This is a genomic window from Ramlibacter tataouinensis, from assembly GCF_001580455.1.
GTDB lineage: Bacteria > Pseudomonadota > Gammaproteobacteria > Burkholderiales > Burkholderiaceae_C > Ramlibacter > Ramlibacter tataouinensis_B.
Map to the genome: position 1 here is coordinate 102,537 of NZ_CP010951.1, position 14,819 is coordinate 117,355.

Sequence of the window (14,819 nt, forward strand, 5' to 3'; positions counted from 1 at the left end):
GCTGAGCTAACGGCTCAGCATTTCGTAAAGCCTCATCCATTCCCTTACGTTTCTCGCGGCGGACAGCTCATCCGCGCCACTACCATCGCGCCATTCGAACGGCTGAGCACCAGCTGGCCGATTCGCACCCGATCAGTAGTAAGGAGATGTACCGCATGAAACGACGCCTCGTCGCACTGGCCGCCTCGGCCGCCGCCCTGTCCGCCGCCCCCGCCTTTGCCCTCGACTACGGCGTCAACATTCATACCGGCTCTGACGCCACGACCAACAGCACGCGCGCCGGCATCATGAAGACGCGCAACCTGAAGACGGCGCGCATGGACCTGTGGACCGGCGACATGAACGCCTTCCGCGACCAGGTCAACAAGATCCGCGCCAACGGCGGCAAGGTCGAAGTGGCGCTGCAAGTGAACTTCCAGTGGGACAGCAGCTGCAACCCGGACCTCGCCGGCATCGAGCAGCGCGCCTACAACGACACCGCGACGCTGGTCAACCAGACCAAGGACATCGTCTACGACTACGAGTTGCTCAACGAAGTGCAGCTGCGCCCCGAGATCCAGCGCGAAGTGCCCTGGAACAGCGCCGGCAGCTCCACCGCGCCCTACCAGGGCAAGCCCTGCGTGGCCTCGCTCACCGCGGCGCTCAAGGGCATGTCGCGCGCGATCCAGGACATCCGCGCCAGCTCGGGCCTGCCGCTGAAGGTGATCATGGGCGCGCTGGGCCGCGACTGGGGCCTGATGACCCACCTGAAGCAACAGGGCGTACAGTGGGACATCACCGGCTGGCACATCTACCCGCGCCAGGAGCAGGCCAGCCTGCTGAACGACACCTGGTACGGCGCCGGCGGCCCGCTCGCCCAGCTCGCTTCCTTCGGCAAGCCGGTTCGCATCAACGAGTTCCACTGCGGTGAGATCTACGAGGGCGCCTACGAGAACCAGGTCGGCATGGCGACGACCGAGAAGTGCCTGAAGGGCCTGACGCGGCACCTGAAGGAGCTGCGCACCCAGACCATCGCCAACATCGAGTCGATCCACATCTACGAGCTGACCGATGCGCCGAGCAAGCCGGTGCCGGAGAACCGTTTCGGCATGATGTACAACCTGTCGCAGCCCAAGGTCCACCTGTACCTGGCCACCGCCTTCGCCGGCGGCACGTTGACCACGGCTGAGCGCAACGAGATCACCAGCCGCGGGCTTCTGACCAGCGCCGAGATCGACGCGATGCGGACTGCCGCGCCCGCTCCCGCTCCGGCTCCGGCTCCGTCGCCCGCGCCGTCCCCGGCGCCCGCGCCTGCGCCGGAAAGCGCTCAGGGCACGGCCATTACCTCATCGGGCACGATCGTCGACGCCGGTGGCGCGACATGGACCGTGTCTGGCGGCGTGATCTACAGAAGTGGAACCGCGACCGTTTCGTCCAACGTCACGCTGCTGCTGTATTGGGACCATACGGTTTACCAGCAGAACTCGTGGGGCGACTGGTGGATGTGGGTGAACAACGGCTGGCAAGCGACGACGGATCCCCGCGTGGCCGCGCCCGCTCCGGCACCCGCGCCCGCTCCGGCACCTGCGCCGTCACCCGCGCCCGCGCCGGCACCCGCTCCCGCTCCCGCCGACACGCAGGCGCCGAGCGTGAGCATCACCAGCCCGGGCAACGGCACGAGCTTCGATCGCCGCGCGACGTTCAACGTCACCGCCAATGCCACCGACAACGTCGGCGTGACGCAAGTGCGCTTCTACCTCAATGGCGCGCAAGTCTGCACTGACACGGCAGCACCGTACAGCTGCACGATGACCCTGCCCGGCCGTCGCAACTCGACCCACACCATCCAGGTGCAAGCGCAGGATGCGGCCGGCAAGGTCGGCAGTGCGACGACGAGCGTGCGCAGCCGATAAGCGTTTCGCAGGGACTGGGAAGGGCTGACTCTGCCGCCTTCCCGGCTTCCGGCGGCGCGCGCGGCGCGCGAAACACAAGCCCGCCCGGGGTGACCCGGCGCGGGCTTTCACACGTCCGCAAGGCCTTGCGCGATTCGGCGGGCACAGCTCAGACGCGACGGCCCACAACGTTTCCGGACAATTCCGACAAGCCCGGCACAGGAGAAGCCCTTATGCTGTCCCCAGCATCGGAGGTTCGCCATGTTCGCGTGCCGTCGGGGTCAGTTCTTTTCCGTCCGCGTGTGTTTCCGCGCAACGGTCTTCACGGCCCTGGCACTGGCCGCGAGCACCGTCTTTGCGGAAGAAGGAGCCGCGGCAGCTTCCGAACCGCTCCTTGTGTCCCCGGCGGGCACCCCGATCAGGGCTCCCGTTTTTGAGCTCTCTTCCTCCGACGTGCCCCGTTTCGACAGCGGCGATGCATCCACGCGCGCCTCACGCACGGCCATCACCCTGCTTCCTTCGGGCCGTTCGGCACTGGGGCTGGCGGTCGGCGTGACGAGTTTCTACGCGCCAGGAACGGGTCTGGCCATGCTGCCCTACACGCCCGGCGCGCCCTTGCTCGATCTGGGCTTGCACTGGCGCCACGAACTGGATGGCAACTACCGGCTCGATGTCACCGCATGGCGGCGCGTCGGGAATGCCGATGCGATATCCCTCATCATGAGCCGGGACTACGACTACGGCGCTCGGGTGGAGATGGGACTCGGCTCGGGCCTGACCGCGCGCAACGGCGGCTTCGTCGCCGACCGCGGCTTCGTCGGCCTGCAGCTGGAAGGCGGCGCCCGCGTCACCGTCAAGCGCAGCCGCGGCACGCCGATGATGTACTACCGCAACAACTTCTGAGGCGGTTGGCGAAGGCGCGGCCAGCAGCCCGCGCCTCTCCTGGACAGCCCTCTTCCTGCCCCCTGGCGGTGCGGGGAATTGGTTTCTGTCACAATGAACCAAACGACTTCATCGGCTGGTCCGGCCGGCGCGCTCGCCCGGATCGAGTCAGCCCAGAGACCAAGGAAATTCGCATGGCCAACGACCTGATCAAGCATATCTCCGACGCATCCTTCGAGGCCGATGTCCTGAACTCGGACAAGCCGGTGCTGGTGGACTATTGGGCCGAATGGTGCGGCCCCTGCAAGATGATCTCGCCGATCCTGGACGAGGTCGCGACCACCTACGGCGACAAGCTGCAGATCGCCAAGATGAACGTGGACGACAACCGCGAGATCCCGGCCAAGTTCGGCATCCGCGGCATCCCGACGCTGATGCTGTTCCAGGGCGGTGAGCTGAAAGGCACGCTGGTGGGCGCCAAGCCGAAGGCCGAGATCGTCGCCTTCGTGAGCCGCCAGCTGAGCTGAACGCTCCCGGCACAAACCCCAAGGGCCCCTTTGCGGGCCCTTTTTAATGTCTATAATTTGCCCATGTCGCCGGGTGCTGGAAATGCGCCCGCCTCGATAGCGGTTCGAGAGGCATCCTCGCCTCGCCCGGAACCTTCCCCCAGATCCAACAAGAAAACTCCGCGAGGAGTCAGTCCATGCACCTGAACGAACTCAAGGCACTGCACGTCTCGGAAGTCCTGAAACAGGCCGAGGAACTGGAGATCGAGAACACCGGCCGCATGCGCAAGCAGGAGCTGATGTTCGCCATCATCAAGAAGCGCGCCCGCGCCGGCGAGCAGGTGTTCGCCGACGGCGTGCTGGAAATCCTGCCGGACGGCTTCGGCTTCCTGCGCAGCCCCGACACCAGCTACACCGCAAGCACGGACGACATCTACATCTCGCCCTCGCAGGTGCGCCGCTTCAACCTGCACACCGGCGACATGATCGAAGGCGAGGTGCGCACGCCCAAGGACGGCGAGCGCTACTTCGCGCTGACCAAGCTTGACAAGGTCAACGGCCGCGCGCCGGAGGACAACAAGCACAAGATCATGTTCGAGAACCTGACGCCCTTGTTCCCCAAGGAGCAGATGAAACTCGAACGCGAGAACTTCAAGGGCGACGAGAACATCACCGGCCGCATCATCGACATCATCGCGCCCATCGGCAAGGGCCAGCGCGCCCTGCTGGTCGCCCCGCCCAAGAGCGGCAAGACGGTGATGATGCAGCACATGGCCCACGCCATCGCGGCAAACTACCCCGAGAGCCACTTGATGGTGCTGCTGGTTGACGAGCGGCCCGAGGAAGTGACCGAGATGCAGCGCTCGGTGAAGGGCGAAGTGATCGCGTCCACCTTCGACGAGCCGGCTGCCCGCCATGTGCACGTCGCCGAAATGGTGATCGAACGCGCCAAGCGCCTGGTGGAACTGAAGCAGGACGTGGTGATCCTGCTGGACTCGATCACCCGCCTGGCCCGCGCCTACAACAACGTCGTGCCCTCTTCGGGCAAGGTGCTCACCGGCGGTGTGGACTCCAACGCGCTGCAGCGGCCCAAGCGCTTCCTGGGCGCCGCGCGCAACGTCGAGGAAGGCGGCTCGCTGACCATCATCGGCACGGCCCTGATCGACACCGGCTCGCGCATGGACGAAGTCATCTTCGAAGAGTTCAAGGGCACCGGCAACAGCGAAATCCACCTGGACCGCCGCCTCTATGAGAAGCGGGTGTTTCCCTCGATCCAGCTCAATCGCTCCGGCACCCGCCGCGAGGAACTGCTGCTCGCCCCCGAAATCCTGCAGAAGACCCGGATCCTGCGCCAGTTCATGTACAACATGGACGAGATCGAGGCGATGGAGATGGTGCTCAAGTCCATGAAGGCCACCAAGTCCAATGTCGAGTTCTTCGACATGATGCGCCGCGGCGGCTGATCACTGCGGCAGGCTATAATTACAGGCTTTCCCGCGGAAAGTAGCCTGGATGGTCCGGGCCGGCTGCCGCCACTGACGAGGAATCCATGAAAGAAGGCATTCACCCCAACTACCGCGAAGTGCTCTTCGTGGACCTGTCCAACGGTTTCAAGTTCGTGACGCGCTCGTGCGTGGCCACCAAGGAAATGGGCAAGACCGACGACGGCCGCGAGCTGCCGCTGTTCAAGCTGGACACCTCCAGCGAGTCGCACCCCTTCTACACCGGCACGCAGAAGTCGGTGGACAACATGGGCGGCCGTGTCGAGAAGTTCCGCAACCGCTTCGGCGCCAAGAAGTAATCGACGCCACCACCTGGCACAGGGCAGCCCGGGCAACCGCGCTGCCCTTTGTTTTGCCCGGACATAATCGCGGCGAAACCGTGTGAACAGGCCCTAGTGAACCAGCCTACGCCCGCCATCGTCACCCAGGACGCCGTGCGCCGCCTGCCGCGGACCATCCTGCTGCTGTTCTGCGTGGCGTATGTGGTGCCGGGCTTCGTCGGCCGAGAGCCCTGGAAGGCCGCCGACATCACCGGCTTCGGCCACATGCTGGAACTGGCGCGCGGCTCCGCGTCCTGGCTGGCGCCCACCCTGCTTGGCCAGGCACCGGACTTCGACGCCCTGCTGCCCTACTGGCTGGGCGCCCTGGCCATGAAGATCGCGCCCGGTTGGATGCCCGCCGATTTCGCGGCGCGCGTGCCGTTCGCGCTGCTGCTGGCGCTGACGCTCGCCGCCACCTGGTACGGCGTCTACTTCCTGGCGCGAAGCCCCCAGGCGCAGCCCGTGCCCTTTGCCTTCGGCGGCGAAGCCAGCCCGACCGACTATGCCCGCGCCATGGCGGACGGCGGCCTGCTCGCCCTCGTGGCCTGCCTGGGGCTGGCCCAGTTCTCGCACGAGACCACGCCCTCGTTGGCGCAGATCGCCTTCACCGCGCTCACCTTCTTCGGCGTGGCCGCCTTGCCCTATCGCGCCGCGGCCGGCGGCCTCGCCCTCATCGCGGGACTGGTCGGCCTGGCCCTGAGCGGTGCGCCATCCATGGCCGCGATGTTCGGCGCGGGAGCCCTGGTCATCGCCCTGCTGGACCGCGACCCGGGGGAATCCGCCGCGAGCCTGTCGCCGCTGCAGCAGGCGGCCCTGATCGCCGGCGCGGTCGCACTGGCCGCCGGGATCGCCTTCTGGCTGAACCTGTGGCACTGGCGAGTCAGCGAATCGCCGGGCTCGCGCGACTGGCGGGCCTTCGGGCGGTTATTGCTGTGGTTCACCTGGCCGGCCTGGCCGCTGGTGCTGTGGACGCTGTGGCGCTGGCGGCGCCAGCTCACGAGCCGACACGTGGCCCTGCCGCTGTGGTTCGTGGCAGTCGCCCTGTCGACATCGGCGGTGACGCCCTCCTCCGACCGTTCGGTGCTGCTGGCCCTGCCGGCGCTGGCGACACTGGCGGCCTTCGCCCTGCCCACGCTGCAGCGCAGCGTCTCGGCGCTGATCGACTGGTTCACGCTTCTCTTCTTCAGCGGCTGCGCGATCGTGATCTGGGTGATCTGGCTGTCGCTGCAGACCGGCATCCCCGCCAAGCCGGCCGCCAATGTCGCGCGGCTGGCGCCAGGCTTCGTGCCGAGCTTCTCCCTCACGGCCTTCATCGCAGCGCTCGTCGCCACGCTGGCCTGGGGTGCGCTGGTGCGCTGGCGCACCGGCCGCCACCGCCAGGTGATCTGGAAGAGCCTGGTGCTGCCGGCGGCCGGCGCGGCGCTGTGCTGGCTGCTGCTCATGACCTTGTGGCTGCCGGTGCTGGACTACGCCCGCAGCTATGGTCCGCTGGTGCGGGCGGTGCAGCGCCAGATGGACCGCCCCGGCTGCACCGAGGAACTCGGCTTGAGCCGCGCCCAGGTCACCGCCTTCATGTACCACGGCAACCTCCGGCTGAAGCCGGCAGCCCGCCAGGCCAGCTGCCCCTGGCTGCTGGTGGCCGCGCCGCGGCAATCCACCGCGGCCCAGGCCCTCGACATGGGGCAGTGGCAGCTGGTGGCGAACGTGCGCCGCCCCGCGGACGCGGACGAGAGCGTGCTCCTTTATCGCCGAACTGGCGGGCCGTGAGCGAACGGCGCACCATCGCCCGCCATGCCTTGACCGTGCTGGTGGGCCAATTGGCCGTGATGGCCTTCGGGGTCACCGACACCATCGTGGCCGGCCGCTTTTCGGAACAGGCGCTGGCCGCCCTGTCGGTGGGCGCGGCCGTGTACATCACCGTGTTCGTGGCCCTGATCGGGGTGCTGCAGGCGCTGCTGCCGGTCTGGGCCGAACTGCACGGCGCGCAGCGGCAACGCGAGCTGGGCCGCTCGGTGCGGCAGGCGCTGTACCTCGCCTTCATCGGGACGGTCGCCGGCGCGCTGGTGCTGCTGTTTCCTGGGGCGCTGCTGCGCTGGACCGAGGTACCGCCGGCGCTCGAAGCCACGGTGAGCGACTACCTTTCGGTGCTGGTGCTGGCGCTGCCCGCGGCACTGCTGTTCCGGATGTACAGCTCCCTCAACCAGAGCCTGGGCAAGCCGCAACTGGTGACTTGGCTGCAGGCCTTCTCGCTGCTGGTGAAGATCCCGCTGACGATCTGGTTCGCCTTCGGCGGGTGGGGTCTGCCCGCGCAGGGCGCCGTCGGCTGCGCCTGGGCCACGGTGATCGTGAACTGGCTGATGCTCGCGATGGCCGCCTGGCTGCTGCGCACGCAGGACCTCTATCGTCCCTATGCGATCTGGCGCCGGCCGGAGCCGCCCGACTGGCGCGTGATCGGCGAGTTCGCCCGGCTGGGCGTGCCCGCCGGCCTGGCGGTGATGGTCGAGGTCACCTCGTTCACCCTGATGGCGCTGTTCATCGCCCGTCAGGGCACGGTGGCTTCGGCGGCGCACCAGGTGGCCTCCAACCTCGCCGCCGTCCTGTACATGGTGCCCCTGTCGCTGGCGATCGCCACCAGCGCGCGCGTGAGCTACTGGCTGGGCGCGGGCGATGTCCGCAAGGCGCGCCACGCGGTGGGCGCCGGGTTCCGGCTGGGACTGGCGATGGCGCTGCTGCTGGCCGCCGGTGTCGCGCTGGCCCGCTGGCAGCTGGCGGCGGTCTATTCACCGAACCCCGAGGTGGTGGCGGTGGCGGCGGGGCTGCTCGGCTGGCTGGCCCTCTTCCACCTGGGCGACGCTGCGCAGGCGCTGTGCGTGTTCGTGCTGCGCTGCTATCGCGTCACGGTCGCGCCGCTGCTCGCGTACTGCGTGCTCCTGTGGGGCGTGGGCCTGGCCGGCGGCTATGCGCTGGCCTACCAGGGCCTGGGGCCTCTGGCGGCCCAGCATTCGCCCCGCGCCTTCTGGATGGCGGGCGCGGGGGCGCTGGTCCTGCTCGGCCCTATCCTGGCAGCGATTCTGTGGCGGGCCGTGCACCGGCACCGGCGCTGACGTCCCCCCGTATCCGCGACGCCGGCAGCATGATCGAGAAGGTCGATCCCGCGCCCGGCGTGCTTTCGATCTTCAGCTCGGCACCATGCCGCTGGACCACGTGCTTGACGATCGCCAGGCCCAGGCCGGTGCCGCCGGTTTCGCGCGAGCGGCTGCGATCGACACGGTAGAAGCGCTCGGTCAGGCGCAACAAATGCTCGGGTGCGATGCCGGGACCGCTGTCCCGGACCGCCAGCTCCAGGCGGCCGTCGGGCCGCCGCTGCCACTTGATGTCGATGCTGCCGCCGGGCGGCGTATAGCGCACGGCATTGCTGAGCAGGTTGGAGATGGCGCTTTGCAGTTCGCCGGGCGAACCCGACACCTCCAGCGCTGGCAGCGGCGCGAACACCAGTTCGTGCGGCCGCTGGGGCGCCAGCACGCGCGACAGGGAGCGCGCCTCCTCCTCGCAGGGCGCCACCAGCGTGCGCAGCGGCAGCCACTCGCCCACGCCCGGGGGCGGGCTGCCTTCCAGCCGGGACAGGGCCAGCAGGTCGTTCACCAGGGTCTGCATGCGCTGGGCCTGCTGCGACATCAGCTGCAGGTAGCGCGCCCGCTCCCCCGGCTCCAGCGCCAGGGTCTGCATGGTCTCCACGAAGCCCGCCAGCACGGTCAGCGGCGTGCGGATCTCGTGCGAGACGTTCGCCACGAAATCGCGCCGCATGGCCTCGGCCTGCTCCATCGCCGTCACGTCGCGGCTGAGGATCAGGCGGCGGCTGCCGGCGTACGGGTGCGCCTGCACCGAGAGCTTCAGGGGCGCCCCGCCCGGCCGGGACATGCTCAGCACGACCTCGCGCGCATAGTTCCACGACGCCAGGTAGGCGGCGAACGCCGGGTCGCGCACCAGGTTGCCGACGTACTGGAGCTGGTCGCGCTGGGCGTCGAAGCCGAAATGCCCGGCCGCGGTCTGGTTGCACCATTCGATGCGGCCGTTCTCGTCCAGCAGCACCACGCCGTTGGGGGAGTTCTCCAGCGCCACCAGGAATTCCTGCAGGCGCGCCTGGCTCTCGCGCAGGCGCTCATCCCGGTCGCGCAGCAGGCGGGCGACCCGGTGCGCGATCTCGCCCCAGACGCTGCGCGAGCGGGCCGGCAAGGCGCTGACCGCGTCGTCGCGCAGCGCGTCCATCAGCCTGCGCAGGTGCGCGCGGTCGACCAGCCACTTCACCAGCAGCACGAGCAGCGCGCCGGCGGGGGCGTAGGCCGGCCCGGCCACGAAGGCCACAGCGGCCGATGCGGCCGCGCAGGCGAAAAGCAGCAAGGCAATGCCCATGGGCGCGATTATGGACAGGGTACGAAAAAACTCAGACGCCGGCCGTGAGGCGGTAACCCGCCCCGCGCACGGTCTCCACCATGGCGCCGGCCTCGCCAAGCGACTCGCGCAGGCGCTTGATGTGCACGTCCACCGTGCGTTCCTCGATGAACACGTGGTCGCCCCAGACCTTGTCGAGCAGCTGCGCCCGGCTGTGGACGCGCTCCGCGTGCTTCATCAAGTAGTGCAGCAGCTTGAACTCGGTGGGTCCGAGCTTCACCGGCAGCTCTTTCCAGGTCGCGCGATGCGTGGCGGCGTCCAGGGCCAGCTGGCCGATGGTGACCGCCTCCGAAACCTGCTCCGGCGCGCGCCGGCGCAGCACGGCGCGGATGCGCGCCAGCATCTCCTGCATCGAGAACGGCTTGGTGATGTAGTCGTCGGCCCCGGCGTCCAGCCCGGCTACCTTGTCCGGCTCGTCGCCGCGCGCGGTGAGCATCAGGATGGGAATGGCCCGGGTGCGCGGCTCGGCGCGCCACTTGCGCGCCAGCACGATCCCGCTGTGCCCCGGCAGCATCCAGTCCAGCAGGATGGCGTCGGGCAGCACCGCGTCCACTTCGCGCTGCGCCGCGGTCCCGTCTTCCGCCCACACCGGCTGGTAGCCGTTGTGGCGCAGGTTGACCGAGATCAGCTCGGCGATGGAGGGTTCGTCCTCGACGATGAGGATGCGAGGCTTCATTGGACTGCGGATTCGATGTTCTCGATCGACGTGTGGCGCACATCGGCGCCCTTGACGATGTAGATGATCAGTTCGGCGATGTTCTTGGCGTGGTCGCCGATGCGTTCGATGGCCTTGGCCAGGAACAGCAGGTCCAGGCTGGCCGAGATGGTGCGCGGGTCTTCCATCATGTAGGTGATGAGCTTGCGCACGAACCCGTCGAATTCCTTGTCGATCAGGTCGTCTTCCTTCAGGATCGCGACGGCCGTCCCGGTGTCGAGCCGGGCGAACGCGTCCAGCGCCTTGCGCAGCAGGCCCGAGGCCAGGTCGGACGCCACGCGCAGTTCCGACGCCGGCAGCGAGCGCGCGCCGCCGCTCTTGCCGAGGATGGATTGCACCATGCGCGCGATCTTGGCGGCCTCGTCCCCCACGCGCTCGAGGTTGGCGGTGGCCTTGGAAATCGCGATGAGCAGGCGCAGGTCGCGCGCCGTGGGCTGGCGGCGGGCGATGATCGAGGACAGCTCGCGATCGATCTCGACCTCCATCGCATTCACCTGGTCCTCGACTTCGAGGACCCGGGCGGCGGACTCCGCGCTGAACTCGGACAGCGCGTGGATCGCCTGGCGGATCTGCGACTCGACCAGGCCGCCGAGCTCCATCGCGCGGGACGAGACGCCGTTGAGTTCGCTGTCGAACTGGGTGGAAAGATGCTTGTCGGGCATGCGTGTGTTTCCTTGCCGCACCTTCAGCCGAACCGGCCGGTGATGTAGTCCTCGGTTTCCTTGCGCCGGGGCTTGAAGAAGATCTGCTCGGTCTCGCCGACCTCGACCAGGTCGCCCAGGTACATGTAAGCCGTGTAGTCGCTGCAGCGTGCGGCCTGTTGCATATTGTGCGTGACGATGATCACGGTGTAATCATCCTTCAGCTCTGCAATGAGCTCCTCGATCCGGCCGGTGGAGATCGGGTCCAGCGCCGAGCAGGGCTCGTCCAGCAGCAGCACTTCGGGCTTGATCGCGATGCCGCGCGCGATGCACAGCCGCTGCTGCTGGCCGCCGGACAGCCCGAGGCCGCTCTGGCCCAGCTTGTCCTTCACCTCGTTCCACAGTGCCGCCTTGCGCAGGGCCCACTCCACGCGGTCGTCCATCTCGGCCGAGCCCAGGGACTCGAACAGCCTGACGCCGAAGGCGATGTTGTCGTAGATCGACATCGGGAACGGCGTGGGCTTCTGGAACACCATGCCGATCTTGGCGCGGATCAGCGCCACGTCCTTCTTCGAGGTGAGCAGGTTCTCGCCGTCCATCACGACCTCGCCTTCCGCGCGCTGCTCCGGGTACAACGAGTACATGCGGTTGAAGGTGCGCAGCAGGGTCGACTTCCCGCAGCCCGACGGGCCGATGAAGGCCGTCACCTTGCGCTCCGGGATTTCGAGGTTGATGCCCTTAAGCGCATGGAAGCGCCCATAGTAGAAGTCCAGGTTGCGCACCGAGATCTTGGCCGCTGCCTGAGTCGAAAGAGTCGAATGAATCGATGGCGTCATGATGTTCAATGCTTGCTGCGCGTCAGCAGGCGCGCGGCGATATTCAGCCCCAGCACGGCCAGCGTGATCAGGAACACGCCCGCCCAGGCGAGCTGCTGCCAGTTCTCGTAGGGACTCATGGCGAACTTGAAGATGGTCACCGGCAGGCTGGCCATCGGCTGGTCGAAGTCGCTGGTCCAGAACTGGTTGTTCAGCGAAGTGAACAGCAGCGGCGCGGTCTCGCCGGAGATGCGGGCCACGGCCAGCAGCACGCCGGTGACCACCCCGGCGCGCGCGGCGCGCAGCGTGATGCTGGTGATCACCTTCCACTTGGGCGCGCCGAGCGCGTAGGCGGCTTCGCGCATGGCGGACGGCACCAGCAGCAGCATGCTCTCGGTGGTGCGGACCACTACCGGGATCACGATGAGCGCCAGCGCCATGGCGCCGGCCCAGCCCGAGAAGGACTTCATCCGGGTCACCACGACCGCATAGACGAACAGGCCGATCACGATGGATGGCGCCGACAGCAGGATGTCGTTGACGAAGCGCGTGGTGTTGCCCAGCCAGCCCTTGGGGTCGTACTCGGCCAGGTAGACGCCGGCCATGATGCCGATGGGCGTGCCCACGAAGGTGGCCAGCAGGACCATCACGAACGAGCCCCAGAGCGCGTTGGCGATGCCGCCCGCCTCGTTGGGTGGTGGCGTCATCTGGGTGAAGGTGGACCAGGCCAACCCGCCGACCCCCAGGATCAGCGTTTCCCAGAGAATCCACACCAGCCAGAGCATTCCGAAGCCCATCGCCACCAGCGACAGCGTGAGCGCGATGCGGTTGACGCGCTTGCGCGCGTGGTAGCGCCGGTCGCGCGCCTGCTGCTCGTCGGCCGAGTGCAGCAGCCGCGCGCCAGTGCCTGTCAGGGCATCACCGGCGCGGCTCATTGGATAACCTCCGCCCTGTGGGCTGCGGTGCCATGAGCCTTCGGAGCGGCCGTGCGGCTCATTGGATAACCTCCGCCCTGCGGGCTGCGGTGCTATGAGCCTTCGGAGCGGCCGTGCGGCTCATGCCTTGCCTCCCTCGCCGCGGCGCATGCGCGCCAGCAGCAGCTTCGAGAAGGACAGCACCACGAAGGTGATGAAGAACAGCACCAGCCCGAGGTAGATCAGCGCCGCCTGGTGCAGGCCGCTGGCGGCTTCGGCGAACTCGTTGGCCAGGGCCGAGGTGATGCTGTTGGCGGCCTGGAACAGCGACAGGGTGTCGAGCTGGTTGAAGTTGCCGATCACGAAGGTGACGGCCATCGTCTCACCCAGCGCGCGGCCGAGCCCGAGCATGATGCCGCCGATCACGCCCGACTTGGTGTAGGGCAGCACGACCCGGGTCACCACCTCCCAGGTGGTCGAACCCAGGGCGTAGGCCGATTCCTTGAGCATGGGCGGCGTGACGTCGAACACGTCGCGCATCACCGCCGCGATGAAGGGGATGATCATGATGGCGAGGATGATTCCCGCCGACAGCACGCCGATGCCCACCGGCGGCCCCGAGAACAGCGCGCCCAGGATGGGCACGTTGCCGAACAGCGCCTGCAGCGGCTGCTGGACCCAGGTGGCGAGGATGGGACCGAACACCAGCAGGCCCCACATGCCGTAGACGATGGAAGGGACGGCCGCCAGCAGTTCGATCGCCGTGCCCAGCGGGCGCTTGAGCCAGGCGGGCGACAGCTCGGTCAGGAACAGCGCGATGCCGAAGCTCACCGGCACGGCGATCAGCAAGGCAATCAGCGAGGTGGCCAGCGTGCCGTAGATCATCACCAGCCCGCCGAACTCGAGGCCCACCGGGTCCCAGACGGGACTGAACAGGAAGCCGAGGCCGAATCTCTCGATGGCCGGCCAGGCGCCGACCACCAGGGACAGCATGATGCCCAGCAGCAGACTGAGCGTGAGCAGGGCCGCGCCCTTGGCGGCCCAGCCGAACAGCAGGTCGGCCAACGGACTTCTGCGACGCGCGGGCGCGGGCGGCGGCGTCATTGAACGCTCGCGGCTGCCAAGGGCCAAGTCCAGGGAGGCCTCATGGGCCGAGAGTGTAGAAGACATGCACGCCGCCCGGATGCCTTACTTGGCTGCGATCTGCTTGCCCGAGCCGTCCTTGATCTCGCCCCAGGCCTTCTCGATCTGGGTCTTGACGGTGGCGGGCATGGGCACGTAGTCGAGGTCGTCGGCGGTCTTGTCGCCGTTCTTGTAGGCCCATTCGAAGAACTTCAGCACGGCGGCGCCCTGCGCGGGCTTGTCCTGCACCTTGTGCATCAGGATGTAGGTGGCGTTGGTGATCGGCCAGGTGGTGTCGCCCGGCTGGTTCGTCAGGATCTGGTAGAAGGTCTTGGACCAGTCGGCGTTCGCCGCGGCGGCCTTGAAGGAGGTCGAATCGGGCTTGGCGAACTTGCCGGCGGCGTTCTGCACCAGCGCGTAGGTCATCTTGTTTTGCTTGACGTAGGCGTATTCGACGTAGCCGATCGAGTTCGGCAGGCGACCGACGAAAGCTGCCACCCCCTCATTGCCCTTGCCGCCGGCACCGGTCGGCCAGTTGACGGCGGTGCCTTCACCGACCTTGGCCTTCCACTCGGGGTTCACCTTGGACAGGTAGTTGGTGAAGATGAAGCTGGTGCCCGAGCCGTCGGCACGGCGGACGACCGCGATCGCGGCATCCGGCAGATTGAGGTTCGGATTGAGCGACTTGATCGCCGGATCATTCCACTTGGCGATCTTGCCCAGGTAGATGTCACCCAGGACCTGGCCGGTCAGCTGGAGCTGGCCCGGGTTGATGCCCTTGATGTTGACGACGGGGATCACCCCGCCGATCACCGTCGGAAACTGCAGCTGGCCCTTCTTGGCCAGTTCATCGTCCTTCAGGGGCATGTCGGAGGCGCCGAAGTCCACCGTCTTGGCGTCGATCTGGCGGATGCCGGCCCCGGAACCCACGGATTGGTAGTTCACCTTGGCGCCGGTGGCCTTGTTGTAGTCGGCCGCCCACTTGGCGTACACGGGCGCCGGGAAGCTGGCGCCGGCGCCAGTCACTTCCTGGGCAGTCGCGACTCCGGTGGCGGCGAGCGCGGCGCCGCCGATCATCAGCA

The 14,819-nt window shown here is 67.7% G+C and carries 14 protein-coding genes; 7 read left to right on the plus strand and 7 right to left on the minus strand.

Annotation, left to right across the window (positions count from 1 at the left end):
- Positions 1-155: 155 nt before the first annotated feature.
- The 7 genes from UC35_RS24105 to UC35_RS00575 all read left to right on the plus strand — a co-directional run bounded on the left by UC35_RS24105 (position 156) and on the right by UC35_RS00575 (position 8,185).
- Complete coding sequence (locus tag UC35_RS24105) at positions 156-1,892, plus strand: Ig-like domain-containing protein (protein ID WP_158513849.1); 1,737 nt, start codon at positions 156-158, stop codon at positions 1,890-1,892.
- A gap of 432 nt (positions 1,893-2,324) precedes the next feature.
- Entirely contained in the window at positions 2,325-2,774 is a 450-nt protein-coding gene (locus UC35_RS00550) for a hypothetical protein (RefSeq protein WP_061495069.1), read from the plus strand.
- A 173-nt stretch (positions 2,775-2,947) separates the two neighbouring features.
- Positions 2,948-3,280 (plus strand): thioredoxin, encoded by a 333-nt coding sequence (gene trxA, locus UC35_RS00555; RefSeq protein WP_061495071.1) that lies wholly within the window; start codon positions 2,948-2,950, stop codon positions 3,278-3,280.
- A gap of 176 nt (positions 3,281-3,456) precedes the next feature.
- Positions 3,457-4,722, plus strand: coding sequence for a transcription termination factor Rho (rho, locus tag UC35_RS00560; protein ID WP_061495073.1), 1,266 nt, complete (start codon positions 3,457-3,459; stop codon positions 4,720-4,722).
- 86 nt (positions 4,723-4,808) lie between these two features.
- On the plus strand, positions 4,809-5,060 hold the full coding sequence (locus UC35_RS00565; RefSeq protein ID WP_061495077.1) for a type B 50S ribosomal protein L31: 252 nt from the start codon (positions 4,809-4,811) through the stop codon (positions 5,058-5,060).
- Positions 5,061-5,156: 96 nt separating this feature from the next.
- Positions 5,157-6,848 carry a hypothetical protein gene (locus tag UC35_RS00570; RefSeq protein ID WP_061495079.1) on the plus strand — a complete coding sequence of 564 codons (1,692 nt, stop codon included), beginning with the start codon at positions 5,157-5,159 and terminating at the stop codon, positions 6,846-6,848.
- Positions 6,845-8,185 carry an MATE family efflux transporter gene (locus UC35_RS00575; RefSeq protein ID WP_061495081.1) on the plus strand — a complete coding sequence of 447 codons (1,341 nt, stop codon included), beginning with the start codon at positions 6,845-6,847 and terminating at the stop codon, positions 8,183-8,185. The genes UC35_RS00570 and UC35_RS00575 overlap by 4 nt, the downstream gene beginning before the upstream one ends.
- Here UC35_RS00575 and phoR read toward each other — a convergent pair.
- The 7 genes from phoR to pstS form a co-directional block, all read right to left on the minus strand.
- Positions 8,136-9,491, minus strand: coding sequence for a phosphate regulon sensor histidine kinase PhoR (gene phoR / locus UC35_RS00580; protein ID WP_061495083.1), 1,356 nt, complete (start codon positions 9,489-9,491; stop codon positions 8,136-8,138). The two genes, UC35_RS00575 and phoR, sit on opposite strands and share 50 nt — an antisense overlap.
- A gap of 31 nt (positions 9,492-9,522) precedes the next feature.
- Positions 9,523-10,206, minus strand: coding sequence for a phosphate regulon transcriptional regulator PhoB (gene phoB / locus UC35_RS00585; RefSeq protein ID WP_061495085.1), 684 nt, complete (start codon positions 10,204-10,206; stop codon positions 9,523-9,525).
- A complete protein-coding gene (gene phoU / locus UC35_RS00590; protein ID WP_061495087.1) occupies positions 10,203-10,907 on the minus strand; it encodes a phosphate signaling complex protein PhoU in 705 nt (234 codons plus the stop codon). The genes phoB and phoU overlap by 4 nt, the downstream gene beginning before the upstream one ends.
- Positions 10,908-10,930: 23 nt before the next feature.
- Positions 10,931-11,722 (minus strand): phosphate ABC transporter ATP-binding protein PstB, encoded by a 792-nt coding sequence (gene pstB / locus UC35_RS00595; RefSeq protein ID WP_061503609.1) that lies wholly within the window; start codon positions 11,720-11,722, stop codon positions 10,931-10,933.
- A 5-nt stretch (positions 11,723-11,727) separates the two neighbouring features.
- Positions 11,728-12,636: a phosphate ABC transporter permease PstA gene (gene pstA / locus UC35_RS00600; protein WP_061495089.1), complete on the minus strand. Its 909-nt coding sequence runs from the start codon at positions 12,634-12,636 to the stop codon at positions 11,728-11,730.
- Positions 12,637-12,756: 120 nt separating this feature from the next.
- On the minus strand, positions 12,757-13,785 hold the full coding sequence (pstC, locus tag UC35_RS00605) for a phosphate ABC transporter permease subunit PstC (protein WP_061495092.1): 1,029 nt from the start codon (positions 13,783-13,785) through the stop codon (positions 12,757-12,759).
- Positions 13,786-13,803: 18 nt separating this feature from the next.
- The gene (gene pstS, locus UC35_RS00610; protein ID WP_227820532.1) at positions 13,804-14,814 is read right to left on the minus strand and encodes a phosphate ABC transporter substrate-binding protein PstS; all 1,011 of its coding nucleotides are present in this window, start codon (positions 14,812-14,814) and stop codon (positions 13,804-13,806) included.
- Positions 14,815-14,819: the final 5 nt, after the last annotated feature.

Excerpts from the sequence above, each read along its gene's own strand:
- UC35_RS24105 (WP_158513849.1), top strand. The coding sequence starts at position 156 with ATGAAACGACGCCTCGTCGCACTGGCCGCCTCGGCCGCCGCCCTGTCC.
- trxA (WP_061495071.1), top strand. The coding sequence starts at position 2,948 with ATGGCCAACGACCTGATCAAGCATATCTCCGACGCATCCTTCGAGGCC.
- rho (WP_061495073.1), top strand. The coding sequence starts at position 3,457 with ATGCACCTGAACGAACTCAAGGCACTGCACGTCTCGGAAGTCCTGAAA.
- UC35_RS00565 (WP_061495077.1), top strand. The coding sequence starts at position 4,809 with ATGAAAGAAGGCATTCACCCCAACTACCGCGAAGTGCTCTTCGTGGAC.
- phoR (WP_061495083.1), bottom strand. The coding sequence starts at position 9,491 with ATGGGCATTGCCTTGCTGCTTTTCGCCTGCGCGGCCGCATCGGCCGCT.
- phoB (WP_061495085.1), bottom strand. The coding sequence starts at position 10,206 with ATGAAGCCTCGCATCCTCATCGTCGAGGACGAACCCTCCATCGCCGAG.
- phoU (WP_061495087.1), bottom strand. The coding sequence starts at position 10,907 with ATGCCCGACAAGCATCTTTCCACCCAGTTCGACAGCGAACTCAACGGC.
- pstB (WP_061503609.1), bottom strand. The coding sequence starts at position 11,722 with ATGACGCCATCGATTCATTCGACTCTTTCGACTCAGGCAGCGGCCAAG.
- pstA (WP_061495089.1), bottom strand. The coding sequence starts at position 12,636 with ATGAGCCGCGCCGGTGATGCCCTGACAGGCACTGGCGCGCGGCTGCTG.
- pstC (WP_061495092.1), bottom strand. The coding sequence starts at position 13,785 with ATGTCTTCTACACTCTCGGCCCATGAGGCCTCCCTGGACTTGGCCCTT.
- pstS (WP_227820532.1), bottom strand. The coding sequence starts at position 14,814 with ATGATCGGCGGCGCCGCGCTCGCCGCCACCGGAGTCGCGACTGCCCAG.